21 protein-coding genes are annotated in these 24,998 nt (G+C 66.4%); 7 read left to right on the top strand and 14 right to left on the bottom strand.

Features of this window, described 5'->3' with window-relative positions:
* Positions 1-97 precede the first annotated feature (97 nt).
* Positions 98-2,425: a TonB-dependent receptor gene (locus ACP7DD_RS03840; RefSeq protein WP_426173386.1), complete on the top strand. Its 2,328-nt coding sequence runs from the start codon at positions 98-100 to the stop codon at positions 2,423-2,425.
* A gap of 78 nt (positions 2,426-2,503) precedes the next feature.
* Here the strand turns inward: ACP7DD_RS03840 and ACP7DD_RS03835 are convergent, their stop codons facing one another.
* The 10 genes from ACP7DD_RS03835 to araD all read right to left on the bottom strand — a co-directional run bounded on the left by ACP7DD_RS03835 (position 2,504) and on the right by araD (position 14,662).
* Positions 2,504-3,958 carry an NAD-dependent succinate-semialdehyde dehydrogenase gene (locus tag ACP7DD_RS03835; protein WP_426173385.1) on the bottom strand — a complete coding sequence of 485 codons (1,455 nt, stop codon included), beginning with the start codon at positions 3,956-3,958 and terminating at the stop codon, positions 2,504-2,506.
* A gap of 20 nt (positions 3,959-3,978) precedes the next feature.
* The gene (locus ACP7DD_RS03830) at positions 3,979-4,752 is read right to left on the bottom strand and encodes an SDR family NAD(P)-dependent oxidoreductase (RefSeq protein ID WP_426173384.1); all 774 of its coding nucleotides are present in this window, start codon (positions 4,750-4,752) and stop codon (positions 3,979-3,981) included.
* Positions 4,749-5,624, bottom strand: coding sequence for an aldose 1-epimerase (locus ACP7DD_RS03825; RefSeq protein ID WP_426173383.1), 876 nt, complete (start codon positions 5,622-5,624; stop codon positions 4,749-4,751). Before ACP7DD_RS03825 ends, ACP7DD_RS03830 begins: the two co-directional genes overlap by 4 nt.
* 7 nt (positions 5,625-5,631) lie before the next feature.
* Entirely contained in the window at positions 5,632-7,872 is a 2,241-nt protein-coding gene (locus tag ACP7DD_RS03820; RefSeq protein ID WP_426173382.1) for a glycoside hydrolase family 31 protein, read from the bottom strand.
* Positions 7,873-7,918: 46 nt separating this feature from the next.
* Positions 7,919-8,749 (bottom strand): carbohydrate ABC transporter permease, encoded by an 831-nt coding sequence (locus tag ACP7DD_RS03815; protein WP_426173381.1) that lies wholly within the window; start codon positions 8,747-8,749, stop codon positions 7,919-7,921.
* On the bottom strand, positions 8,746-9,639 hold the full coding sequence (locus ACP7DD_RS03810; protein ID WP_426173380.1) for a carbohydrate ABC transporter permease: 894 nt from the start codon (positions 9,637-9,639) through the stop codon (positions 8,746-8,748). The genes ACP7DD_RS03815 and ACP7DD_RS03810 overlap by 4 nt, the downstream gene beginning before the upstream one ends.
* A gap of 11 nt (positions 9,640-9,650) precedes the next feature.
* Complete coding sequence (locus tag ACP7DD_RS03805; protein ID WP_426173379.1) at positions 9,651-10,916, bottom strand: extracellular solute-binding protein; 1,266 nt, start codon at positions 10,914-10,916, stop codon at positions 9,651-9,653.
* Positions 10,917-10,919: 3 nt separating this feature from the next.
* Positions 10,920-12,032, bottom strand: coding sequence for an ABC transporter ATP-binding protein (locus ACP7DD_RS03800; protein WP_426173583.1), 1,113 nt, complete (start codon positions 12,030-12,032; stop codon positions 10,920-10,922).
* Positions 12,033-12,043: 11 nt separating this feature from the next.
* Positions 12,044-12,856 (bottom strand): HpcH/HpaI aldolase family protein, encoded by an 813-nt coding sequence (locus ACP7DD_RS03795; protein WP_426173378.1) that lies wholly within the window; start codon positions 12,854-12,856, stop codon positions 12,044-12,046.
* A gap of 69 nt (positions 12,857-12,925) precedes the next feature.
* Complete coding sequence (araD, locus tag ACP7DD_RS03790; protein WP_426173377.1) at positions 12,926-14,662, bottom strand: L-arabinonate dehydratase; 1,737 nt, start codon at positions 14,660-14,662, stop codon at positions 12,926-12,928.
* Positions 14,663-14,846: 184 nt separating this feature from the next.
* Between araD and glpK the strand changes: the two genes are divergently transcribed.
* Positions 14,847-16,340, top strand: a complete 1,494-nt coding sequence (gene glpK, locus ACP7DD_RS03785) for a glycerol kinase GlpK (protein WP_426173376.1) — start codon at positions 14,847-14,849, stop codon at positions 16,338-16,340.
* Complete coding sequence (glpD, locus tag ACP7DD_RS03780; RefSeq protein WP_426173375.1) at positions 16,337-17,866, top strand: glycerol-3-phosphate dehydrogenase; 1,530 nt, start codon at positions 16,337-16,339, stop codon at positions 17,864-17,866. The genes glpK and glpD overlap by 4 nt, the downstream gene beginning before the upstream one ends.
* 54 nt (positions 17,867-17,920) lie before the next feature.
* Here the strand turns inward: glpD and ACP7DD_RS03775 are convergent, their stop codons facing one another.
* The 4 genes from ACP7DD_RS03775 to ACP7DD_RS03760 are packed head-to-tail and all read right to left on the bottom strand — an operon-like array spanning position 17,921 to position 21,447.
* On the bottom strand, positions 17,921-18,925 hold the full coding sequence (locus tag ACP7DD_RS03775) for an Ldh family oxidoreductase (RefSeq protein WP_426173374.1): 1,005 nt from the start codon (positions 18,923-18,925) through the stop codon (positions 17,921-17,923).
* 60 nt (positions 18,926-18,985) lie between these two features.
* Positions 18,986-19,921, bottom strand: coding sequence for a hydroxyacid dehydrogenase (locus ACP7DD_RS03770; RefSeq protein WP_426173373.1), 936 nt, complete (start codon positions 19,919-19,921; stop codon positions 18,986-18,988).
* Positions 19,922-19,947: 26 nt separating this feature from the next.
* Positions 19,948-21,117 (bottom strand): UxaA family hydrolase, encoded by a 1,170-nt coding sequence (locus ACP7DD_RS03765; protein ID WP_426173372.1) that lies wholly within the window; start codon positions 21,115-21,117, stop codon positions 19,948-19,950.
* A 48-nt stretch (positions 21,118-21,165) separates the two neighbouring features.
* Positions 21,166-21,447, bottom strand: coding sequence for a flagellar biosynthesis protein FlgA (locus ACP7DD_RS03760; protein ID WP_426173371.1), 282 nt, complete (start codon positions 21,445-21,447; stop codon positions 21,166-21,168).
* A gap of 231 nt (positions 21,448-21,678) precedes the next feature.
* On the opposite strand from ACP7DD_RS03760, the gene ACP7DD_RS03755 reads away from it, so the two are divergent.
* From ACP7DD_RS03755 to lpxC, 4 genes are all read left to right on the top strand, one after another.
* Positions 21,679-22,425, top strand: a complete 747-nt coding sequence (locus tag ACP7DD_RS03755) for a GntR family transcriptional regulator (protein ID WP_426173370.1) — start codon at positions 21,679-21,681, stop codon at positions 22,423-22,425.
* A 123-nt stretch (positions 22,426-22,548) separates the two neighbouring features.
* Complete coding sequence (locus ACP7DD_RS03750; protein ID WP_426173369.1) at positions 22,549-23,052, top strand: peroxiredoxin; 504 nt, start codon at positions 22,549-22,551, stop codon at positions 23,050-23,052.
* 76 nt (positions 23,053-23,128) lie between these two features.
* Positions 23,129-24,022 (top strand): DMT family transporter, encoded by an 894-nt coding sequence (locus ACP7DD_RS03745; RefSeq protein ID WP_426173368.1) that lies wholly within the window; start codon positions 23,129-23,131, stop codon positions 24,020-24,022.
* A gap of 39 nt (positions 24,023-24,061) precedes the next feature.
* Positions 24,062-24,997, top strand: a complete 936-nt coding sequence (lpxC, locus tag ACP7DD_RS03740; protein WP_426173367.1) for a UDP-3-O-acyl-N-acetylglucosamine deacetylase — start codon at positions 24,062-24,064, stop codon at positions 24,995-24,997.
* Position 24,998 lies beyond the last annotated feature (1 nt).

The raw sequence follows: 24,998 nt of genomic DNA, 5'->3' as shown, positions 1-24,998 counted from the left end.
GAGACGCAGCCGTTTCATCGTTGCCACGTGCTGGCGCCCGCATGCGGGCGCCAGCACGTGGCGTATAGAAAAGCAGTCCAACTGGAGGAGACACCCCATGAAGTTGACGTCTAGTACCCGCTATCCGCGCAGGCTTGAGCTTGCGCTGCTCCCGTCGCTGATCGCGGCAGCACTGGCCAGCCTGCCGGCGCACGCCCAGCAGGCGCCGGTCGCCGCGCCGGCGGCCGAGTCGAGCCAGATCGAAACGGTGATCGTCACTGCGACCAAGCGCTCCGCGCCGCTGCAGACGGTGCCGATCGCGATCACCGTCATCAGCGGCGCCCAGCTAGAAAAATCGAACCTCAACACGCTCGGCGCGATCACGTCGCAAACGCCGACGGCCAGCTTCCGCTCGGGCGCCTCGAACAAGGACACGTCGTTGTTCATCCGCGGGGTCGGCACCATTTCGACTTCGCCCGGCATCGAGCCGACCGTGTCGACCGTGATCGACGGCGTGGTCACCGCGCGCCCGGGCCAGTCGACGATGGACCTGCTCGACGTCGACCGTGTCGAAGTGCTGCGCGGACCGCAAGGCACGCTGTTCGGCAAAAACGCTTCGGCCGGCGTGATCAGCATCGTCACGCGCGATCCTGGGACCGAATTCGGCGGCTACGTCGATCTCGGTTTCTACCAGGGTAACGAGAAGCGCGCGCGCGTTGGCGTTTCCGGCGAATTGCAACCCGGCGTGGTGCGCGGTTCGATTTCGCTGATGCATGGCGACTACGACGGCAACATCACCAACGTCGCCAATGGCGCCAAGCTCAATGGCTACGACCGTAACGGCGCCCGCGGCAAACTCATTATCACCCCGAATGCCGATACCAGGATCGCGCTGATTGCCGACATGGTCAAGTCGCGCGACAACACCCCGACCGGCGTGCCGGTGGGGCTGACCGTCACTGCCTATCCGAGCAATGTCGTCGGCGCGCCGAACACGCTGTACCAGGCTGCCGTTGCGCCAGTGGTGCCGTCGAAGACCAACCGCAGCATCAACAGCGAGCTCGAAACCCGGGTCGCCGACGATAATTCGGGCTTGTCCGCTCAAGTTGACTGGAACGCCGGCGCGCATGCGCTGACGTCGATCACGGCCTATCGCAAATGGGAAAACACGCAGTTCCAGGACCAGGACCGTTTGCCGCTGACGTACCGCCAGTTCCCCCAGACCGTCGACAAGGGCGACCTGTCGTTCAACCAGTTCACCCAGGAACTGCGCGTCGCCTCGCCCAAGGGCCAGTTCTTCGACTACGTCGGCGGCCTGTTCTACATGAAGGCCGAAAACGCCGAGACGTACCGGCGCGACGTCACGCGCTGCGCCAACAGCGTGGCGGCGGCGCTGCCGTCGGGCCTGGTGCCGTGCACGCCGTCGACCACCACGGTCGATAACGGCGTGGCCACCTACGGCATCGACAGCACCAGCGCTTCGGTGTTCGGCGAAGGCGCTTTCAATTTCCGCAGCGACCTGCGTGCGATCGCCGGCGCGCGCTATACGCGCGACAAGCTGTCGTTTGACCATAGCCGCACGTCGACCCAACTGGCCGCCATCCCTGGCGTGCGTCCGGCGTTTGCCGCGGCGGGCAGCACCTCGGTGACCGGCTACTCGGGCCGAATCGGGCCCCAGTTCGACATCAACCGCGATGTGATGGTCTACGCCACCGCCTCGCGCGGCTACAAGGGACCAGCCTACAACGTGTTCTTCAACATGCAGGCGTTCGACAACATCGCGATCAAGCCGGAGACCTCCAACTCCTACGAAGTCGGCCTGAAGTCCTCGCTGCTGAACAACAGGCTGCGCCTGAACCTTGCGGCCTTCAACACCAAGTACGACAATTACCAGGCCAACCTGAACGACCTGGTGGCCGGCACAATCGTCACGCGCCTGATCAACGCCGGCTCGGTCTCCACCAAAGGCATTGAGATGGACTTCGTGGCCAAGTTCTCGCCGCGCTTCACGGTGTCGGGAGCGGCTGCCAATATCCAGGCGCGCATCGACAGCTTCAACTGCCCACCGGGTGCATCGGCCAGCTGCGACGTCAATGGCAAGCCGCTGCCATTCTCGCCTGACTGGCGCGCCAACCTGCGCGCCAATTACAAGGTCGCCGTATCGGGTGGCTGGATGGCGGACGTCGGCGCCGACTACAACTACCAGAGCGAAGTCATTTACGATATTGGCCAGGCGCCCGATTCGATCCAGCCGGCGTTTGGCATCATCAATGCCACGCTGTCGCTGTACAACTCGGAGCAGGGCTGGAGCGTAACGCTGGTTGGCAAGAACCTCGCCAACAAGTCCTACGCGACCAACCTGGTGAGCGGCGGCGGTTTCTTTGCACGCTACGTGCCGCGCGACGACCAGCGCTACTTCGGCATCAGCGTGCGCAAGGACTTCTGACCCTGCTGCACAGGCTAACCGGCCGCACCCCGAGAAAAAGGCCGCGCACTGCGCGGCCTTTCTTTATCGCCCGGATAATTACATGCCGCCGATGCACAGGTACTTGATATCGAGGTAGTCCTCCATGCCGTAGTGCGATCCTTCACGTCCCATTCCCGACTGCTTGACGCCGCCGAACGGGGCCGCCTCGTTGGCGATCATGCCGGTGTTGATGCCGACCATGCCCGCTTCCAGCGCCTCGCCCACGCGCCAGCTTCGCGCCAGGTCGCGCGTATAGAAATACGCTGCCAGGCCGTATTCGGTGTCGTTGGCCATGGCGATTACCTGCGCCTCGGTCTCGAAGCGAAACAGCGGTGCCAGCGGTGCAAAGCTCTCCTCGCGCGCCACCAGCATCTGCGCGGTTGCCTCGAGTATCACCGTCGGCTCGAAAAACGTGCCGCCCAGCGCGTGGCGGGCGCCGCCCGTTGCCAGCTGCCCGCCCTTGGCCAGCGCATCGGCAATGTGCTGTTCCACCTTGTGCACCGCGTTCTGGTCGATCAGCGGTCCCTGCTCGACGCCGTCGCCGGTGCCGTCGCCGACCTTCAACTGGCGCACACGGGCCACCAGCTTGTTGGCGAACTGCTGGTAGACGCCGTCCTGCACGTAGATGCGGTTGGCGCAGACGCAGGTCTGGCCGCTGTTGCGGTATTTCGACAGCAGTGCGCCTTCGACGGCGGCATCGATGTCGGCGTCGTCAAAGACGATGAACGGTGCGTTGCCGCCCAGTTCGAGCGACAGCTTCTTGATGGTGCCGGCGGACTGCCGGGTTAGCCAGGCGCCCACCTCGGTCGAGCCGGTGAAGCTGATCTTGCGGACCAGTTCATCGGCGCAGATGGCGCTGCCGATGGCCTCGGCGCCACCGGTGATCACGTTGAACACGCCGGGCGGCACGCCGGCGCGCAGCGCCAGTTCGCCCAGGGCGAGCGCCGACAGCGGCGTCTTGGAGGCCGGCTTGAGCACCATCGCGCAGCCGGACGCCAGCGCCGGTCCCGCTTTACGCGTGATCATCCCGTTGGGGAAATTCCACGGCGTGATCGCGGCGCACACGCCGATCGGCTGCTTGATGACGACGATGCGCTTGTCGTTGGACGGCGCGGCGATCACGTCGCCGTACACGCGCTTGGCCTCTTCGGCAAACCATTCGAGGTAGGCGGCGTTGGAGCGGATCTCACCGCGCGCCTCGGCCAGCGACTTGCCTTGTTCGCTGGTCAGTATCAGCGCCAGGTCGTCGACGTTGGCCAGAATCAGATCGTACCAGCGGCGCAGGACCACCGATCGTTCCTTGGCGGTAGTCTGGCGCCACAGCAGGAAGGCAGCGTGCGCCGCCGCTATCGCGCGGTGTGTTTCGGCCTCGCCCATGCGCGGCACGCACGCAACCAGCGCGCCGCTGGCAGGGTTGATGACATCGATCGTGGCGCCATCATCGGCGCCTATCCACTGGCCGTCGATCAGGCAGGCGGTCTTCAGCAAGGTTGGGTCGTTCAGTTGCAGCATGGGTCGCTCCTGGGTGTGTGTTAGCCGAATACGGCGACCTGCGACAGGCCCGCATCGACGATCATGTTCTGCCCCGTCATGCCGTCCGAGTCGTCCGCGGCGAGGAACAGCGCGGCGCGGGCGACGTGGCCCGGATCGAGCCGGTATTTGAGGCATTGCAGGTCGATGAATGTCCTGTCGTCGTCGGCGCTGCGCCACAGCGCCGCCTGGCGTTCGGTGACGATAGCGCCCGGCACGAGCGCGTTGACGCGGATGTTGGATTCGCCGAGCTCGCGCGCCAGCGTGCGCGAAATGCCCGACACCGCCGCCTTCGACGCCGTGTAGCCGACCAGGTTGGGTCGTCCGCGCATCCATGAGATCGATCCCAGATTGATGATCGAACCGCCGCCGGCAGCCGCCATGCCCGGCGCCACCTGCTGGATCGCGAACACGTGGTGGCGCAAATTGAGCGCGAGGCAGTTGTCCCAGTAGTCGACCGTCAGCTCGGCCAGCGTGTGGCGGTCGTCGCGACCGGCGTTGTTGATCAACACCCGCACCGGGCCGGCGCGCTGCTCCAGCGCGGCCAGCGCTGCCTGGTAGGCGCCGATGTCGCGCACGTCGCAGGCGAAAAAATCGGGACGGTGCGATTTGCCCGCCAGCTGCTCGGCCAGCGCGCCGCCGGCATCGGCGTCGATGTCGCAAAAGGCCACGCGCGCGCCCTGGCGTGCGAAATGTTCGACCAGCGCGGCGCCGATGCCGGAAGCGCCTCCGGAAATGACGACCAGGCGGTCGGTGAGGCTCGGATAAAGAGTCATGGCTGTCTCGTGGTGGGCATGGCGCTAATGGCCATGCGGATGGAAAAGGACTCGGCCGGCGCCAGCCTGCGCAGGCCCGTGCCGGTCACGCCGCGCTGCTCGAGCTGGTGGGCGTTGCTGACGTGGCTCACTGGCTCGATGGCGATGAACGCCCGCCCGTCGGCCGGGCGGAAACATACTACATACGGGCACTCGGGACCGGCCTCGATGCGCACGCGGTAGTGCTGGTAATCGAGCGTGGCGCGCCCAGGCCAGCCGGTAAAGCAGTTGTCGACCTGCCAGCGGCCAATCGGGCGCGGTGCGCTGAAGTCGTCCTGCGGCGACAGCGCCGCCAGATGCGTGGGCAGGCCAGCGGCGTCGAGCTCCCAGCGTCCGTCCCACTGCGCCTGCAGGCAGGTGGACGCGGCGACCGGGAAAAACGGGTGAAACCCGAGCCCCGCCGGCATCGGGCGCGTGTCGGTATTGCGCAGCGAAAGCTGCATGCGCGCGCCATCGGCGCGCAGTGCGATGTGAAGGGTGGCGCGGCACGAGAACGGCCAGTGCGCGTCGGGCGCGTGGACCAGTTCGAGGCACGCCCAGTCGGCGCCTGCGCCGGACACCTGCCAGGTGCGCTGCCAGCCGAAACCGTGGATGCTGTGCGGCTCGCCCGGAAAATTGGCAGCGAGTTGGGCTTCGCCGGGCAGGCCGCCCAGGCCGATGCGGTTCGAGTAGGGCACCAGCACGAACATGCCCATTGCGCGCACCGTCGCGCCCTCGCCGGCGCGGCGCAGCAGGTCGATGCCGCGCCACGTCAAGCTGGCAATGGCGCCGCCGGTGTGCGCGTCGATTGTGGCGGTGGTGTCGCCCCGCGCGAGTGCCAGCATGGCGGTCATGCGCGTCTCAGCTTATCCGCACGCGGGCGCCGCGCTGCTGCACGCCGATGCCGGCCGCCGGCAGGCACTGCGCAGCCGTTACGCCGTTCAGCCATGCGCCGTCACGCCCGAGTTCGAGCATGACGCACTGGTTCATCACGGTTGGCGCGTGGCGCGGCTGTCCGAACAGCCAGACCTGGTCGACCGGATTGGCAAGATCGATTTCGCCGGTATGCTGCACTTCGGCGCCAAGGCACAGCATGTGGCCCTCGCGCCCGTACACCGGCAACTGGTCGATTGCCTTGTGCACCTGGCGCGCCTGGCCGCCCTCGATGCGCTCGCCCGTGCCCAGGTCGTACCACGCGCTGCCCGCAGGGAACCATACCTGCGTGGCGCCGCCGGCGGCGATGATCGGAGCGACCAGCAAAGCGTCGCCGAACATGTACTGCATTTCGAAGGCGCGCGCGGCGCGGTCGTGCGGGTACGCCAGCGCCATGGCGCGCATCAGCGGCAGGCCGGTGCCCGCTGCCTGCTGCATCGTCCCCATGATGTAGGGGATCAGCCGGTAGCGAAACAGCAGCCACTGGCGCGCGACCGTTTCGGCCTCTTCGCCCAGGCCCCACGGTTCGCGCACGCCGATGCCGTGGTAGCGGAAGTGCGAGCAGAAGATCGCGTTGGCGGTCCAGCGCAGGTAAAGCTCCGGATCGGGCTGGCGTGCGCCGTAAAAGCCGCCAACGTCGCTCGAGTAGTACGGCACGCCGCTCATGCCATACGACAGGGCGCCGCGAATGCTGGCGGCCATGCCTTCCCAGTCGGTCTGCGGGTCGCCGCCCCATTGCATCGGATAGCGCTGGCTGCCGATGAAGCCGTCGCGCCCCCACACCATGGCCGCACCGCGCCCGTGGGCGTCGTTGTAGCGCTGGGTGGCGTCGTACACGCAGCCGTTGTAGAGCAGCGGGTAGACGTTGTGCAGCCGGCGTCCGGTGTCGCCGTTGTGGGCGTGCATGTCGTCTTCGACCTGTTCGCCGAAATCGGTCTTCATCACGTCGACGCCGTCATCGAACAGGGCGTCGTGGCTGTCGGCCCAGAAGCGCGCGGCGTCCGGATGGGTAAAGTCGAGCAGAGCCGATGGCGGCAGCGGCGTGAGCACCGCGCCGAAAGGATCGTCGGTAGGGTCCTTGACCCAATCGAATACGTAAGCCGAGCCGTCCGCTTTTTTCAGCAGCCAGCCCTTTTTTTCGAGTTCGCCGAACAGCGGGTTGTGGACCGAGACGCAAGGGTACTCCCACAAGCACACCTTGAGCTGGTGCGCCTTCAGCGCCGAGAGCGACTTGGCCGCGTCGGCAAAGCGGCTCTTGTCCCACTTGAAGTCGAAGCGGGTGCGCACTTCCCACGCGGCGCGACCGTCCAGCGTGATCACGTCGCACGGAATTTTGCGCTTGCGCAGTTCGGCCGCCGTCTCGATCGCTTCCTCCGGGGTGGCGTAGTAGGCGCGCGAGAGCCACATGCCAAGGCTCCATAAAGGCGGAATGGCGGCGCGTCCGGTCAGCGCCGTATAGCTGTCGATGATGGCGGCCGGTTCGCCGCCGAACAGGAACAGGTCGAGGCAGTCGTCCTCGACCTCGAGCACGTAGCTGCGGTGCGACCACTGGCCGAAGCCCACGCCGTGGCGCACCACGCCCGGCGTGTGCGCCAGCAGACCCCAGCCGTCCGGGCTCCAGCAGAACGGGATGTTTTTGTACGACAGTTCGGTATTGACGCCGAGCGCATCTTCGGTGCGCCCGCGTACCAGCTGGCCGCGCTTGTCGAGGGCCCCGTATTTTTCGCCCAGTCCGTAGACCGCGCTGTCGCTGGACAGCGCAAAGGCGGCGCACCACAGATTGGCGCCGGCGCGGCCGAAGGCGGGCAGCCGGGTGCGGCCCTTGAAGTGCTGGTCGGTGATCGACTCGAGCACAAGCTCGGCGTCGCGGTACAGCGACAGGCGCAGCGGATTGCCGCGCAATTCCAGGCGCAGCACGCCGCAGTCGATGTGCCAGCCGCCGTCGATTTGCGCCAGCGTCAGTGCGGGCGGCAGCGCGGTAGGCTGCAGCAAGGCATAGTCCGGCAAACTGGTGGTGCCCAGGGTCAGGCGCAGCGTGCGGCCATCGACCGCGCTGACGGTGAGGGCGACGCCGTCGGCGTCGAAGCGGGCGCGGTGGGCCTCGCACGCGAGCAGCCGCAGCTGCGCGAATCGGGAAAAATCGGCTTGGTGTAAAACGGACGAGGACATGCAGACTCCTGTGGCAAACTACAAAAACGCGAACGACGAATGCGGTTCAGCCTTTCAGGCCACCGGACGTCAGGCCGCTGACGACCTTCTCCTGAAATACCATTACCAGGATCAGCACCGGTACCAGCGCCACCACCAGCGCGGCAGAGACGATCGGCCACGGGAAGGAAAATTCGCCCTGGTACAGCTGGATGCCGACCGGGAGGGTGCGGTAGGCCACGGCCGAATTCATCGACAGCGACAGCAGGAACTCGTCCCACGCGTTGACGAAGGCAATGATGGCGGCGGTGAACACGCCAGGCGCCGCCAGCGGCATCACGATGGCCCACAGCGCGCCGACGCGGGTGCAGCCATCGAGCATGGCGGCATTTTCGATGTCGCGCGGGATGTCCTGGAAAAAGCTGACCAGCATCAGCGTGCAGATCGGCAGATTGAGCACCGTGTATGGCAGCACCAGCGCCCAGTAGGTATTGAGCAGACCCAGGCCGCGCATGATCTCGAACAGCGGCACCATCAAGGTCACCAGCGGGAACATCGATACGGCGATGATGCAGGTGAGGATGGCGTTGCGAAAGCGCAGGCGCAGGCGTGCGATGGCGTAGGCGGCCAGCGTGCTGACGAACAGGGAGCTGATGGTCGACAGCGTGGCGACGACGGCGCTGTTGTAAAGGAACGTGAGCAGCGGCTGGTCGGCAAACGCGTGCACGAAGTTGACCATCGTCGGCGCCTGCGGCAGGTAGGTGATCGGCAGCTGGGTCAGTTCGGCTTCGCCCTTGAGCGAGGTGAGCAAGATCCATAGCGCCGGTGCGGCGCCGTTGAAGATGACGATCAGCGCGGCGAGCCAGCGCAGTCGTTTCGAGGACAGCAGTGAATTCATTCCTTGTCCGCCCTGACAAATTTGAGATACACGAACGTGGTGGCCATCGACAGCAGGAACATGAACACCGCCAGGGCCGAGCTGTAGCCGATATCGAGGTAGTCGACCGCGCTGCCCTGGATGTACATGGCCAGCGTCTTGGTTTCTTCGCCCGGTCCCGACATGTTGTAGGGGATGTCGAAGGACTGGATGGCGGTGAGGGTACGGAAGATCAGCGCCACCAGCATCGACGGCAGCAGCAGCGGCAAGGTGATTTCGGTGAACTGGTTCCAGCGCGTGGCGCCGTCGACTTCGGCGGCCTGGTAAAGCGATGCCGGAATGGTCTGCAGGCCGGCCAGCAGGATCAGCGCCATGAACGACGAGGTTTTCCAGATGGTGGCGATGCAGATCGCCATCATGGTCAGGGCGGTGGAGTTGAACCAGATCTGCTGTTCCAGGCCTACGCGGCGCAGCAGGTCGTTGGCAACGCCGTATTCGCTGTGGAAGAACCACGCGAAGATCATGCCGACGAAGGCCAGCGGCAGCGCCCACGGCATCAGCAGCGCCAGGCGCACTGGCCATTTGCGCTTGAACGGCAGGTTGGCCAGCATCGCCAGTCCCAGGCCCACTACCAGCGCGCCAGGAACGGTGACGATGGTGATGATCATCGTGTTTTTCAGCGCGTGCCAGAACAGCACGTCGCCAAAGGCGTAGATGTAGTTGTCGAAGCCGATGAAGCGCGGTGCGGTGCCGCGCGTGATGCGGATGTCGTAGAAGCTGTCGACGATCAGGCGGCCGACCGGATAGGCCACCACCAGCAGCAGCAGCAGAACTGCTGGCGCGAGCAGCAGCCAGGCCAGGGTGCGTTCACTGGGGTCGGCCAGGCGGTTTTTCCAGCTGCGTGCTTGCATGGTCGGCACCCTTAGTGGTTGACGCGCGCAAAGCGCGCCTCGATGTCGGTGATCGCGGCGGGAATGCTCTTGGCGCCGGCCAGCACGGCGCTGGTGTTGATGCGCAGCGCATCGGATACGGCGCGGTACTCGGACGTGACCGGACGCGGACGCGCACCCAGCACGGCCGGCAGCGCCGCGCCGAAAAATGGATTGGCCGCGAGGACGTCCTTGTCTTGGTACAGGTGCGCGAATACCGGCAGGTTCGACGCCTTCAGGGCCAGCATCTTCGACGCTTCCGGGCCGGCCAGCCAGCGGATCAGCCGCACCGATTCTGCCTTGTTGCCGGAGAACGCAGACACCGCCCACTGCCAGCCGCCCATGCAGCCGGCCGGCACGCCGCCGCGCATGGCCGGCACCGGCATCACGCCGACCCGGTCGCGCACCCGGGTATCGGGATTGCTCTGGAAGTGGTTCCAGGCGTAGCCGAAGTTGACGGCGAACAGCGCGTTGCCGGCCTGAAATTCCTTGCGCGTGTCGTCGGTGGCCACTTCGGCGATATTTTTCTTCGCCACTCCCTGGCGTACCAGGCCAAGCCACATGTCGAGGCCGGCGGTGACCTTGGCGCGGTCGAGTTCTAGCTTGCCGCGCGGGGCCAGTTCGCCGCCGAGACTCCAGTACGGCAGCAGGAAGGTGCACACCGCCGACTCGACGGCCTTGCCCTGGAAGCTGATGCCCTGCAGCTTGGGGTTCGCTTCGGCCGCCATCACTTTTTTGGCAGCGGCAGCCAATTCGTCCCAGGTGGTGGGCGGCGCGATATGGTGACGCGCCAGCAGGTCCTTGCGGTAGTAGAGGAACTGGGCATCGGCAAAGCCGGGCAGCGCCACCAGCTTGCCGTCGATGACGTTCGACTGGCGATAGGCCGGCAGATAGCTGTCGATGAGCGCATCGCGCTCGGCGCCCAGGTAGCGGTCGAGCGGCTCGAGCCAGCCGGCCGCGGCGTACTGCGCGGGGCGCACGATATCGATCAGGAAGACGTCGAGGTGGCTGTCGCGCGCGCTCAGCATCATGTTCAGGTAGCGCGACTGCAGCTCGGACGTGGCGCCGCCGGTCTCGGCTTCGATCACGACGCCGGGGTGCAGCGCCATGTAGCGGGCGAATACCTGCTGCATCACTTCGGGACGCTGCTGCGCGCCGACGAATACGCGCAGGCGCGTCTCGGCCAGGGCGTGCTGGCAGGCGCCGCCCAGCAGGGCTGCGCACAGCAGCATGCGTGTCATGACGGGAGGCGGATGCATCGGCTAGCTCCCGCGGTGCGTCATGCCGAGCGACAGGCCGCTGGCGCCGTCGAACAGGTGCAGCTTGTCCATGTCGAGCGCCAGCGCGCACGGTTGCGACGGCGCCAGTTTGACGCTGGGGGGCAGGCGCGCGATCAGTTCGCCGGCGGCGCACTCGAACGTGACGAGCGTTTCGGCGCCCAGCGGTTCGGCCACCACCACCGTTGCGGGCAGCGCCGCGTTGCCGGCGCCGTTCGGCGCCAGCCGGATGTCTTCGGGGCGGATGCCGAATTCGACTTCGCGTCCGTGCATGCCCTGCACGCAGGCGCGCAGCGAATCGGGAATCGCCAGTGCGCTGGCGCCGACGACGATTGCCGCGCCGTCATCGCGCACGTCGAGGGTCGCCTTTAGAAAATTCATCGGCGGCGAGCCGGTGAAGCCGGCCACGAAGCGCGACACCGGACGCTGGTAGATCTGGTCGGGAGTACCGACCTGCATGATGCGGCCGGCATCGAGCACGACGATGCGCTCAGCCAGCGTCATCGCCTCGACCTGGTCGTGCGTCACATAGATGGTGGTGGCGCCGATCCGCTGGTGCAGCTTCTTGATCTCGGTGCGCATTTCGGAGCGCAGCAGTGCGTCCAGGTTCGACAGCGGCTCGTCGAACAGGAACAGCTTGGCGTTGCGCACGATCGCGCGGCCCATCGCCACGCGCTGGCGCTGGCCGCCGGACAGTGCCCTCGGTTTGCGGTCGAGCAGATGGGTGATCTTGAGGATGGCGGCGGCGTCGGCGACGCGCTTGGCGATGTCGGCGGCGGCGGTCTTGCGCAGTTTCAGCCCGAATGCGAGGTTGTCGTACACGCTCTTGTGCGGATACAGCGCGTAGTCCTGGAATACCATTGCGATGTCGCGTTCGCGCGGCGGCAGCTCGTTGACGACGCGCCCGTCGATCGAGATGGTGCCGGCGGAGATGCTTTCGAGGCCGGCCACCATGCGCATCAGGGTCGACTTGCCGCAGCCGGAAGGGCCGACGAACACGACGAATTCGCCGCGCCGGATCTCCAGGTCGATGCCGTGGATGACCTGCAGGCCGCCTTCATATTGTTTGACGACGCCTTCGAGCTTGACGCCCGACATGCGCGGATCCATCAGTAGGCCCCGGTGTCGAGTGCGACTCCAGGAATGGCGCGCAGGTCCGCGAGGAAGGCGTTCGCCTGGCGCATCATCATGCCCATGTCCGAGGCGACCGCCACGTAGGTGTAGCCGTAGGCGATGAACCTGGCCACCATCGCCGGCGTCGGACCGACAATGCCGATCGGTTTGCCGACCGCTTTGGCGCGGCGCGCGGCGTCGGCAATGACAGCTTGCACGTCGGGGTGGGCGATGTCGCCCAGGTGGCCCAGCGCGGCGGCCATGTCGCCGGGCCCGACGAATAGTGCGTCGACACCGTCGACGGCGGCGATTTCTTCCAGCCGCGCGAGCGAGCCCGGTGTTTCGATCTGGATGATGCGCACGATGGAATCGTTGGCGCGGGCGTTGTAGTCCGGCACGGTGCCGTAGCGGCTGGCGCGGTGCATGGCGGCGTAGCCGCGCGTGCCCGGCGTTTCCTGTCCCGGCGCCGGGTAGCGCGTCGAGGCGACCGCGCGGCGCGCCTCATCGGCGTTTTCGACGAACGGGAACATCAACGTCTGGGCGCCGATGTCGAGGGCGCGCTTGACCAGCACCTGGTCGTTCCAGGCCACGCGCAGCACCGGGCAGGCGCGGGTGCCGGCGATGGCCTGCAAAATGGCGATGGCGTCGCTAAAGCCCAGCGGCACATGCTCCATGTCGACGCACAGCCAGTCGAAGCCGGCGCAGCCCATCGCTTCGGCCGTCGCCGCAGAGCCCGACATGAGCCAGGTGCCAAGCGGCGGCGAGCCGGCAGCGAGCAGCGCGCGGAACGGATTGTTGAGGATATCCATGGTCTTGTCTCGGGTTGTTGTTTGTGTTGTTGTGAGGGTGCGGGCGCCGGCAGCGATGCGGGCGCGACGTCAGAAGATGGGCGGCTCCGGCGTCGGTTCGTTCCCCAGCAGGAAATCGAGGTCGCAGCCCTTGTCGGCCTGCGTCACGTGTTCGATGTACAAACGCGTGTAGCCGCGCCGGTAGGGGTGTACCGGTGCTTGCCAGGCGGCGCGCCGGCGCGCCAGTTCGTCGTCGGTAACAAGCATGTTGAGCGAGCCGGCGTCGAGATCGAGTTCGATGATGTCGCCGGTCGCCACCAGCGCCAACGGACCACCGACGGCCGCCTCGGGCGTAACGTGCAGTACGCAGGTGCCGTAGTGGGTTCCGCTCATGCGCGCATCCGACACGCGCAGCATGTCGCGCACGCCCGCCTGCAGCAGCTTTTTGGGGATCGGCAGATTGCCCCATTCCGGCATGCCGGGCGCGCCGATCGGTCCGCCGTTGCGCAAGATAAGCACCGTGTCTTCGTCCACATCGAGGTCGCTCTGATTGATCCGCGCCAGCATGTCGGCGTTCGAATCGAACACCAGCGCGCGGCCGCGGTGGCGGAAAAATTTCGGATTGGCGGCAGATGGCTTGATGACGGCACCGTCCGGGCACAGGTTGCCGCGCAAAACAGCGAGCGCGCCAAGCGCCGACACCGGCTCGGCGCAGGAACGGATCACCTGCGCATCTGTGCTGGCGGCGCCGGCGATGTTTTCGCCCAAGGTGCGCCCGGTCACGGTTAGACAATCGAGTGCGAGCTGCGGCGCCACCTCGGCCAGCAGCGCGGGCAGGCCGCCGGCGTAATAGAAGTCTTCCATCAGCTTGTCGCCGGATGGGAACAGGTTGGCCAGCACCGGTACCGTGGTGGCCGTGCGCGCCATCTCGTCGAGCGTGAGGTCGACGCCGGCGCGCCCGGCGATGGCGACCAGGTGGATCGCCGCGTTGGTCGAGCCGCCCAGCGCCATGTATGCCACCACGCCGTTGTCGATGGCGGCGCGGGTGAGGATGCGCGACGGCTTCAGGTCTTCCCACACCATGTCGACGGCGCGCGCGCCGCACTGCGCGGCCATGCGCGGATGGTTCGAGTCCATCGCCGGAATGCTCGACGCGCCCGGCAAGGTCATGCCCATCGCTTCGGCGATCGCGGTCATGGTGCTGGCCGTGCCCATCGTGTTGCAGGTGCCGGGCGAGCGCGTCATCTTCGCTTCGAGCCGTATCCATTCCGGCTGGTCGATGGCGCCGGCGACGTAGTCGTCCCAGAACATGCGGGTGTGGGTGCCGGCGCCGACGCTGTGGCCGCGATGGCGGTCGTTGAGCATCGGGCCGGCCGGGCAGAAGATCGCCGGAATATCCATGCTGATGGCGCCCATCAGCATGCCGGGCGTGGTCTTGTCGCAGCCGCCGAGCAGCACGGCGCCGTCGATCGGCAGGGAGCGCAGCAGCTCCTCGACTTCCATCGCCAGGAAATTGCGGTAGATCATGGTGGTCGGCTTGACCATCACTTCACCGAGCGACATGGCCGGCAGTTCGACCGGGAAGCCGCCGGCGAGCAGGATGCCGCGCCGCACAGCGTCGGCGCGCTCACGCAAGTGGGCGTGGCAGGGCGACAGGTCGCTCCAGGTATTGATGATGGCGATGACGGGACGGCCCATGAACTCTTCGCGCCGCAGTCCCATTTGCTGCAGCCGCTGGCGGTGCGCGAACGAGCGCATGTCGTCCGGCGCCAGCCAGCGCTGGCTGCGCAATTCCGACAGGGGGCGACGTGGTGTCGATGTGGCCATGTGTTCCTTCGATTCTGGTAAGCGCCAATCTGCGGGCCGGCGATTTGCCTTGCGCCGCACCACCTTTGGCCGTAATATTCATATAGATGATTAATATGTCTACGATAAAGTGATTCATCTTCGATGTCAACGAAAGTTTGTTTTAACAATCCGCCAGCCGTAAAGTACACCAGGAAGGAAGCCAGTGAGCTATCTATTAGCGCTAGACCAGGGCACAACCAGTTCGCGCGCCATCGTGTTCGACCATCTTGGCCAGCCGGTGGCGCGCGCGCAGCAGGAGCTGGCGCTGCACTATCCGCGTCCGGGCTGGGTCGAGACCGACGCGCGTGCGCTGTGGCAGGCGCAGCTTGCCGTGGCGCGCGCTGCGCTAAGTGGCCTGGCGCCGCAGTCGATCAGCGCGATCGGCGTGACCAACCAGCGCGAAACCACGGTGCTATGGGAGCGCGACGGCGGCGCGCCGCTGGCCAACGCCATCGTGTGGCAGGACCGGCGTACCGCCGATACGTGCGAGCGTTTGCGCGCAGCCGGCCACGCGCAGCTGATCACAGAACGCACCGGCCTGGTGGTCGACCCGTATTTTTCCGCCACCAAGCTGGCCTGGCTGCTCGATCATGTGCCTGACGGGCGCGCCCGCGCCGCGCGCGGCGAACTGTGTTTCGGCACCGTCGACAGCTATCTGCTGTTCATGCTCACTGGCGGGCGGCTGCACGTGACCGATCCATCGAACGCGGCGCGCACGATGCTGTTTAATATCCATACCTGCGCCTGGGACGACGAGCTGCTTGCGCTGTTTGACATTGCGCCCCTGCTGCTGCCCGAAGTGGTGCCCAGCAGCGGCGTGTGCGGCTACACCGAGGCGGCATTGTTCGGCGCCCCGATTGCGATCGCCGGCATCGCGGGCGATCAGCAGGCAGCCACCTTCGGCCAGGCGTGCCACCGTCCGGGCATGGCCAAGAATACCTACGGCACCGGATGCTTCATGCTGCAAAACACCGGCGCCGAAGCGCGGGCGTCGCAGCACCGGCTGCTCACCACCGTCGGCTGGCAGGCCGGCGGCCAGACCACTTACCTGCTCGAGGCCAGTGTCTTCATGGGTGGCGCCACGGTGCAGTGGCTGCGCGACAGCCTCGGCATCATCGGCCATAGCGGCGAAGTCGAAGCGCTGGCGGCCAGCGTACCGGACACCGGCGGGGTGCTGATGGTGCCGGCCTTTACCGGCCTCGGTGCGCCGTATTGGGATGCCGGCGCCCGCGCCACGCTGCTGGGCATGACGCGCGCGACCGGCCGCGCACAGATTGCGCGCGCCGCGCTTGAATCGATCGCGCTGCAAAGCGCCGACCTGATGCATGCGATGGAGCTCGATGCCGGCACACCCTTGCACGAATTGCGCGTCGACGGCGGCGCCAGCGCCAACGATTTGCTGATGCAGTTCCAGGCCGACGTGCTCGGCGTGCCGGTGCTGCGCCCGCGCGTGACGGAAACGACCGCCCTCGGCGCCGCTTACCTGGCGGGACTGGGCTGCGGCGTGTGGTCGGGCCTGGACGAGATCGGCGCGCACTGGAAGCTGGCGCGCGCTTTCGAGCCGCGCCGCTCGGACGACTGGCGCGGCGCCACGCTGGCACGCTGGCGGCGCGCGGTGGCGCTCGCGCGCAGCTGGCAAGAACAGGTGGCGCCATGACCGCCGCTGTGCAGGACATCGCCTGCGACTTGCTGGTGATCGGCGGCGGCATCAACGGCGCGGGCATCGCGCGCGACGCCGCCGGACGCGGCCTGTCGGTGGTGCTGTGCGAGCGCGACGACCTGGCGCAGCATACGTCGTCGGCGAGCACCAAGCTCGTTCATGGCGGCTTGCGCTACCTCGAATACTACGAGTTCGGCCTGGTTCGCAAGGCCTTGCGCGAGCGGGAGGTGCTGCTGCGCCTGGCACCGCATATCATCTGGCCACTGCGCTTCGTCATGCCGCACGAAGCCAGCGCGCGGCCGGCGTGGATGATCCGTGCCGGCCTGTTCCTGTACGACCATCTGGCCCGGCGCGCTTTCCTGCCTGCCTCGCGCGGCATCCGCCTGAACGACCATGTGGCCGGGATGCCGCTCAAAGGCGGCCGCCGGCGCGGGTTCGAGTATTCCGATGGCTGGGTCGACGATGCCCGCCTGGTCGTGCTCAATGCGCTCGATGCGCACGAGCGCGGCGCGCGCATCCTCACCCGCACCAGCTGCACGCATGTGGTGCGCGACGGCGACGGTGACGGCTGGCTGGCCACGCTGGAAGGCGCACAGCATTTCCAGGTCAGGGCGCGTGCGGTGGTCAACGCGGCCGGCCCTTGGGCGGCGCAGGTCGCCCAGCTCGCGTCCGGCCAGGCCAGGCCGCGCGCGCTGCGGCTGGTAAAAGGCAGCCACATCGTGGTGCCGCGCTTGTTTACGCACCCTTACGCCTACATCATTCAAAATTCAGACCGCCGCATCGTGTTCGCGATTCCGTATCAGGAGCACTACACGCTGATCGGAACGACCGACCTCGAATACCAGGGCGACCCTGCCAGCGTGGCGATCGGCGAGGATGAAGTGGACTACCTGTGCCGGCTGACCAACGCCTACTTTCACAAGCAGATCAGCAAGGCCGACGTGGTGTGGACCTACTCCGGGGTGCGTCCGCTGTTGGATGACAGCGCCGGCGAGGCGTCGGCCGTCACGCGCGACTATCTGCTCGACATGCCGGCAGACGGTCCGCCGCTGCTGCACGTATGGGGCGGCAAGATCACCACTTACCGCAAATTGGCCGAGGAGGCGCTTGGCTTGCTGGCGCCGCGCCTGGCCTGCACCGGCGCCGACTGGACCGCGCAGGAGCCGCTGCCGGGGGGCGACCTGGAAGGCGCCGGCGAACTGGCGAACGGCGATTCCTTTGCCCCGTTCCTGGCGCGGTTCCGTGCGGCCCATCCGTGGCTGCCGGAGCCGCTCGCCTTGCGCTACGCGCGCGGCTACGGCAGCCGGGCGGTGCGGATGCTGGGCGCTGCGTCGTCGCTCGCGCAACTGGGGGCCGAGGTGGCGCCGGGCCTGTTTGAATGCGAACTGCGCTACCTGGCCGATGTGGAATGGGCAGGCGATGCGGACGATGTGCTGTGGCGCCGCACCAAGCTTGGCCTGTCCTGCAATGGCGCTGACGTGGAGAACGTGCGACGGTGGCTGGCGCAGTATCGGCGCCCGTGACAAGGAGATCGTCCTGGCCCAACACCGGCCCGGACGATGTTCAGGTTTTCGGAATCAGCCTGCCGCCAGCGCGGTGATCTGCCGGTACAGGGCATCGGGGATGGCGATGCCCTCGCGCGCCGCGATGGCGGCGAGCTGGCGCCGGCGCTCGCCGGGCAGACGCACGACGTCGTCTTCCAGCATTGCCGCCACCAGCACCTCGGTGCGCGAAAAATAGGTGTCGGCGCCGGCCAGCGCGCCCGGGTCGATTGCCAGGAACAGCTGGCCAAGGCGCGGCTGATTGCCTTCATCGGTAAAGAACGAGTCGGCCTCGAAGCCGAACGCGGCGCCCGTCAGCGCCACCGCCAGCAGTTCCACCGTCAGCGCCAGCATCGCGCCCTTGACGCCGCCCGCCGGCAGCATGCTGCCGGCCAGTGCTTCGCGCGCATCGGTAGTAGGTTTGCCGTCGCGGTCGACCGCCCAGCCGGCCGGAATCGGCTTGCCTTCTTTTGCGGCCAGCATGATCTTGCCGCGCGCCGTTTCGCTCAGCGCCAGGTCGATGACCAGCGGCTGTGCGCGGCGGCGCGGGAAAATGGCGGCGATCGGATTGGTGCCGAACAGCGGCGTGCGCCCGCCCCAGGCCGGCATCGCCGCCGGTGAATTGGAAAACGCCAGGCCCACCATGCCAGCCGCGCCGATTGCTTCAAGGTGCAGGGCGGCGGCGCCGAAGTGGTTGCTGTTGGTGACACCGACGCAGCCGATGCCGAATTCGCGTGCGTTGGCGATGCAGCGTTCGACCGCCAGGTCGCACGCCGCGTAGGCCATGCCGCAATGGGCATCGACCAGCGCGGCAGCTCCCCTGGCGTTACGGATGGACGGTTCGGCGCCGCCAACACTGCGGCCGTTGCGCAGGAAGGTGGTGTACTGCGGAATGCGCGACAGGCCGTGCGAAGCCAGTCCCTGGGCGTCGGCCGCAACCAGCGCGCGCGCGCTGGCGCGGGCCGCGGGCGCACTGGCGCCGGCCGCTGCCAGTGCGCGGACGGCAAGTTCGGTGAGGTGTTCGATGGAATGCTGCGGCATGGTCGGTCCTGAGGAGAAAGGTGAGCAGGGCGGGGTGCAGGCCGGGCCCTGCGTTGTTGTTTATTGTGGCGCCGTGCGCAACAAGGCGGCCACCCGTTCGGCGATCAGGCCGCTGACGCGCAGGTTGGACTCGGACGTCACGCCGGCGATATGCGGCGTCAGGATCGCGTTGGGCGCGTCGGCCAGCGCGCTGCCGGCGCCAAGCGGCTCCTGCTCGAACACGTCGATCGCCGCGCCGCCCACGCGCCCGCAGCGCAGCGCCGCAGCTAGCGCCGTTTCGTCGACGATGCCGCCGCGCGAGGTGTTGACCAGAATGGCGCCGGCGCGCATGCGTGCTAGCGCGGCGGCGTCGATCAGGTTGCGCGTGGCGGGCGTAAGCGGCACGTGCAGCGACACCACGTCCGACTCGGCCAGCAGTGCCTCCAGCGAGCGTCGGCCGACGCCGGTTTGCGCCCACAGCGGCGAGTCGGCCGGCAGCAACGGGTCATGCGCGACGACCTGCATGCCGAGGCCGCGCGCCAGGTTGGCGCACAGCTGGCCGATGCCGCCGAAGCCGATCAGCCCGAGCGTCTTGCCGCCGATTTCACGGCCGTTCGACAAGGCGCCGCGCGGCCAGGCGCCGGCGGCCGTTTCGCCGCTGCGCGTGTAGGCCTGGCGCAGCAGCGCCATCGCTGTGCCGATAACGTATTCGGCCACCGCCAGCGCGTTCGCGCCGGTGGCGGGTATGACGGCCACGCCGCGTGCCGCGCAGGCGGCCACGTCGATGTTGTCGAGGCCAACACCCAAGCGTCCCACCACCCGTAACAGCGGTGCGGCGTCGAGCACGGCGCCGTCGACCTGGGTTCGGTTGCGTACGATCAGCGCGGTGGCGCCGGCCACGCGCGCCAGCAGCGCGGCGCGGTCGTCGACCAGGTCTGGATCGTAGTCGGTGGCGAATTGCGCGGCCAGCGCGGCCACCGCGCCTTCGTCCATGAATTCACTGATCAGTACAGTCATCGTCGCTCCATTGGCAGGGATGGGAATTACGCGCTTTCGTACAATCGCGTCAGCACGAACTCGCGGTGGCCGAGCACTTCGGCGTCGGTCAGGCGGCCGTTGGCGGTGGCCACCATCATCTCGAGCAGCTGGTCGCCAGTCTGGTCGAGCGACTTTTCGCGCTGCAGCAGGCCGGAACAATCGACGTCGATATGCTCGCTCATCAAGCGCACCGTGCGCGGATTGGCGCAGATCTTGATGACCGGCAGGATCGGGTTGCCGATCACGTTGCCCTGGCCGGTTGGGAAGAAGTGGACCACGTAGCCCGACGCTGCGCACAGCGTCACCATCTCGGCTGCGGCGGACGACGAATCCATGAACCACAGGCCCGGGTGGGTCGGCATTTCAGCCTTGTCGATGACGCCGTCGACGCTGCACTTCTTGCCGATCTTCTGGATATTGCCCATCGCTTTTTCTTCAATCGTGGTCAAGCCGCCGGCGATATTGCCCTTGGTCGGCTGCGAATCGGACAGGTCGGACGTCTTGTGGCGGTTGATCATGTCCTGGTAGCGATTGAACATGAACATGAAGCGCTCGCGCACATCGTCGTTGGCGCAGCGCGCCGCCACGATGCTCTCGCCGCCAGTGATCTCGGACGTTTCGCCAAATACCAGTGTGCTGCCCAGCGCATGGAGCTTGTCGAATGCGTTGCCGACGGTCGGGTTGGCGCCGCAGCCGGAGGTGGTGTCGCTCTCGCCGCACTTGGTCGATACCCACAGTTCGCTGATCGGGCACTCCACGCGCTGCAGCTCGGACGCCTTCTGGACGAATTCGCGCGCCTTGCGCGACGCTTTCAGGATCGTCTCGTGGTCGCCATGGCCTTCGATGCCGAAACCGACGACCGGCTTGCCGGTGGCGGCGATCCCTTCGACCACCTTCTGGGTCCAGCCATCCTCGATGCCGATCACCACCACGGCGGCCACGTTCGGGTTCGAACCGGTGCCGATCAGGGTGCGGAAGTGCAGGTCGAGGTCGGCGCCGAACTGCAGGCGGCCGTATGGGTGCGGGATCGCCATCGCGCCCTTGATGTTGTGGGCAACCGCTTCGCAGGCGGCGTTGGACAGGTCGTCGAGCGGCAGGATGATGACGTGGTTGCGCACGCCGACGCGGCCGTTTTCGCGGCGGTAGCCGAGGAAGGTGGTGTCTTTCGAGATCATTGGATAGCCTGTTCGTGGTTGGAGGGCAGGAAATGAAATACGCCGCGCTTACCAGCGCTTGGTCTTGATGTTGTGGACGTGCGCGTGCTGGCCGCGCCGGGCGTTGGCCACCACCTTGCCGATGTCGACGCCGTACTTGATCACCGTGTCGCCCACGGCCAGGTCGGCCATCGCGATCTTGTGCCCCATCGGGATGTCGTCGAGCGCGGTGAGCATCACCGTGCGGTCGTCGTCCATGATCCACGCGGTCAGATCGGCGCCTGCCTTGATGCCTTCGACGACCGCCACCGCGACTGTGTCGGCCGCGTCATGCAATACAACATGGATCATGTTTGTCTCCTGGATTTGGGTTGGGTGGGATGCACTGCTGCAAACGGGTCCATAGTAGGCGCAAAGATTCATCGAGTCAACTAGATGACATAGATCATACAGATTTAATTTTTGGCTGATGAGCGGACGGCCTGGGATGTGAACTGGATCATCTGGATAAATAGGACGGGAAATCGCCTTGCTGCGCCTCATTGCTATTAAAATGGTGGCTCGATCAGCTTTTCTGCCGCCATGACCATGAACGACCTCGATCCGTCAACCAGCCTGGGCGCGACGCTTTACAAGGAAGTGGCGCGCCGCATGCTCGCGGCGCTGTCGGCCGGTGAGTGGAAGCCGGGTGAAGCGATCCCGGCCGAAAAGAAGCTCAGCGAACGCTTCGCGGTGTCGATCGGTACGCTGCGCAAGGCGATCGACGAGCTGGTGGCCGAGAACATCCTGATTCGCCACCAGGGGCGCGGCACCTACGTCGCCACGCACAACCGCGAGCAGCAGCTGTTCCGGTTTTTTAATATCGTGCGCCAGGACGGCGTGCGGACCTACCCGACAGTGGAACTGGTCGGCTTCGGCCACGCCAAGGCCGACAAGCGCGTGGCCGACAAACTGGCCATCTCTCGCAATGCCAAGGTGGTCCACTACACCAACGTGCTGACCCTGAACGGCGAACCGGTGATCGTTGACGAGATTTATCTTCCCGCCGCGATGTTCGCCGGCCTGACCGAGCAGATGCTGCGCGAGCGCCCGAATACCCTTTACAACCTGTACCAGACTGGCTTCGGCATGAACGTGATCCGCATCGACGAACGCCTGCGCGGCAGCCTCGCCAGCGTGCCCCACGCGGCGCTGCTCGGGTGCGCGCCGGGCGCGCCGCTGCTGGAAATGCACCGGGTGGCGTTCTCGTTCAATCAGCAGCCGATCGAGTACCGGCTGTCGTCGGTCAACACGTCCAACTACGAATACTTCGCCGCCGGCAGCCAGTAGCGGCCGGTAGCGGCCAGCCAGCCGAGTGCGGTCGGTCGCCTGCACGTTCTTGTCAGATCAGGCATACTGCCGTTTCGCACCGTGATCGATCCCACAATATTTTTACCAGATAAGGAGTCTTCAATGACCATCAAAGTCGGCGATAAATTGCCAGAAGGCACACTCGCGGAATTCATCGAGACCGAAACCGAAGGCTGCTCGCTCGGCCCGAACACGTTCCAGGTCTCGGAACTGACCAAAGGCAAGAAGATCGCCGTCTTCGGTTTGCCAGGCGCGTTCACCCCGACCTGCTCGGCCCAGCACGTGCCAGGCTACGTCGCGAACGCCGACGCCCTGAAGGCCAAAGGCGTCGATGAAATCTGGTGCATCTCGGTCAACGACGCCTTCGTCATGGGCGCATGGGGCCGCGACCAGAAGTCGATCGGCATCGTCCGCATGATGGCTGACGGCAACGGTGATTTCAGCAAGGCACTGGGCCTGTCGGTCGACTACTCCAAGCACGGCATGGGCACGCGCTCGCAGCGCTACTCGATGGTCGTCGAAGACGGCGTCGTCAAGCAGCTCAACGTCGAAGAAAACGGCTTCAAGGTATCGAACGCCGAAACGATGCTCGAGCAGCTCGGCTGACGGCATCCTGCTATTCTCGCAAAACGGCGCTGCGGCGCCGTTTTTTGTTCTCTACCTGACTTGATACGGCCCCCTGATGCAACAGGCAATCGCCAGCCGCGGCGCAAACCGTCGCAACATCACCATGATGCTGATCGCGGCAGCCGTGTTCTCGCTGATGGACATGGTCATGAAGCTGCTGTCGGCGCATTACCCGGCGATGCAGGTGGCGGCCTTGCGCGCGCTGGTGGCGCTGCCGCTGGTCGGCGCCTACGTCGTCTGGCGCGGCGCGCACCGCTCGATGCTGCAGATCCGCTGGGGCATGCACCTGCTGCGCGCGGTGCTCGGCATCGCCATGCTGGCGCTGTTCGCGTATGGCCTGCAGACGCTGTCGCTGGCCGAAGCCTACACCATCTTCTTCATCGCGCCGGCCTTGATCACGGCGCTGTCGGTGGTGTTCCTCAAAGAGCACGTCAGCGGCGCGCAGTGGATCGCCATTGCGGTCGGCATGGGCGGCGTGCTGGTGGTGCTGCGCCCGAGCGGCGCCGGTTTTCTCACGATGGGCGGCCTAGCGGTGCTGTGCGCGGCCGCCTTCTACGCCGTCTCGGCCATCTCGGTGCGCATCCTGGCGCGCACCGACCGCGGCGAACACATGGTGGTGTGGCTGATGGTGATGATGGCAATCGGCGCGTCGGCGCTGGCCGCGCCGAACTGGGTGCCGCTGCGCGCCGAGCACACCTTGCTGCTGTGCGGCCTGGCCGTCACCGGTTTCATCGGCCAGCTGGCCATCACCGCGGCATTCAGCTCGGGCGAGACGTCGAAAGTGGCGCCGTTCGAGTATTCGGCGCTGGCATGGGGCGTGGGCCTCGACTGGCTGCTGTGGCGCGTGCTGCCCGATTACTACACATTAATCGGCGCGGCGATCATCATCGGCAGCGGCATCTACCTGATCCGCCACGAGCGGGTCCACGCCGAAGCGGAACACCCGTAAGGCTGAGCGTCGGTCATCCAACTTGGATATAATCGCTGCATGTTAAAACAACGAACCATCAAGCAGCTGGTGCGCACGATCGGCGTCGGATTGCACTCCGGTACCAAGGTCGAGTTGACCTTGCGTCCGGCGGCGGTCGACACCGGCATCGTGTTTCGCCGCGTCGACCTCGACCCGGTGGTCGAGTTTCCCGCCAGCGCCGGCGTGGTCGGCGACACCCGCATGGCCTCGGTGCTCATCAAGGACAAGGCGCGCGTCTCCACCGTCGAGCACCTGATGTCCGCCTGCGCCGGCCTTGGCATCGACAACCTGTACGTCGACGTCTCGGCCGAAGAGATCCCGATCATGGACGGCTCGGCGTCGTCGTTCGTCTTTCTGCTGCAGCAGGCCGGCGTGCAGGAGCAGGGCGCGGCGAAAAAATTCATCCGCGTGCTGAAAGACGTCGAAGTACGCCAGGGCAGCGGCGACAACGAAAAGTGGGCGCGCCTGTCGCCGCACGACGGCTTCAAGCTCGACTTCTACATCGAATTCAACCATCCCGCAGTGGACGGCACGACCCAGCGCGCGCTGGTCGATTTCGGCGACGTCTCGTACGTGCACGATGTCGCGCGCGCGCGCACCTTCGGCTTCATGCAGGACGTCGAGAGCCTGCGCGGTATGGGCCTGGCGCGCGGCGGCTCGCTGGAAAACGCCATCGTGATGGACGAGTACCGCATCCTCAATACGGACGGGCTGCGCTACGAGGACGAATTCGTGCGCCACAAGATCCTCGACGCCATCGGCGACCTGTACCTGGTCGGCCATCCGCTGCTGGCCAGCTACCACGCCCACAAGTCGGGCCACGCGCTGAACAACCTGCTGCTGCTCGAATTGCTGGCGCGGCCGGATGCCTATGAAATCGTCTCGTTCGACGCGCCCGGCACGGCGCCGGCGTCGTACGTGCGCCAGATGGCGCGCGAGTGGGCGCTGACGTAAG

It is taken from the genome of Massilia sp. TWR1-2-2, assembly GCF_049897565.1.
GTDB lineage: Bacteria > Pseudomonadota > Gammaproteobacteria > Burkholderiales > Burkholderiaceae_D > JAFCUW01.
This window is presented reverse-complemented; position numbering and strand designations above follow the sequence as displayed.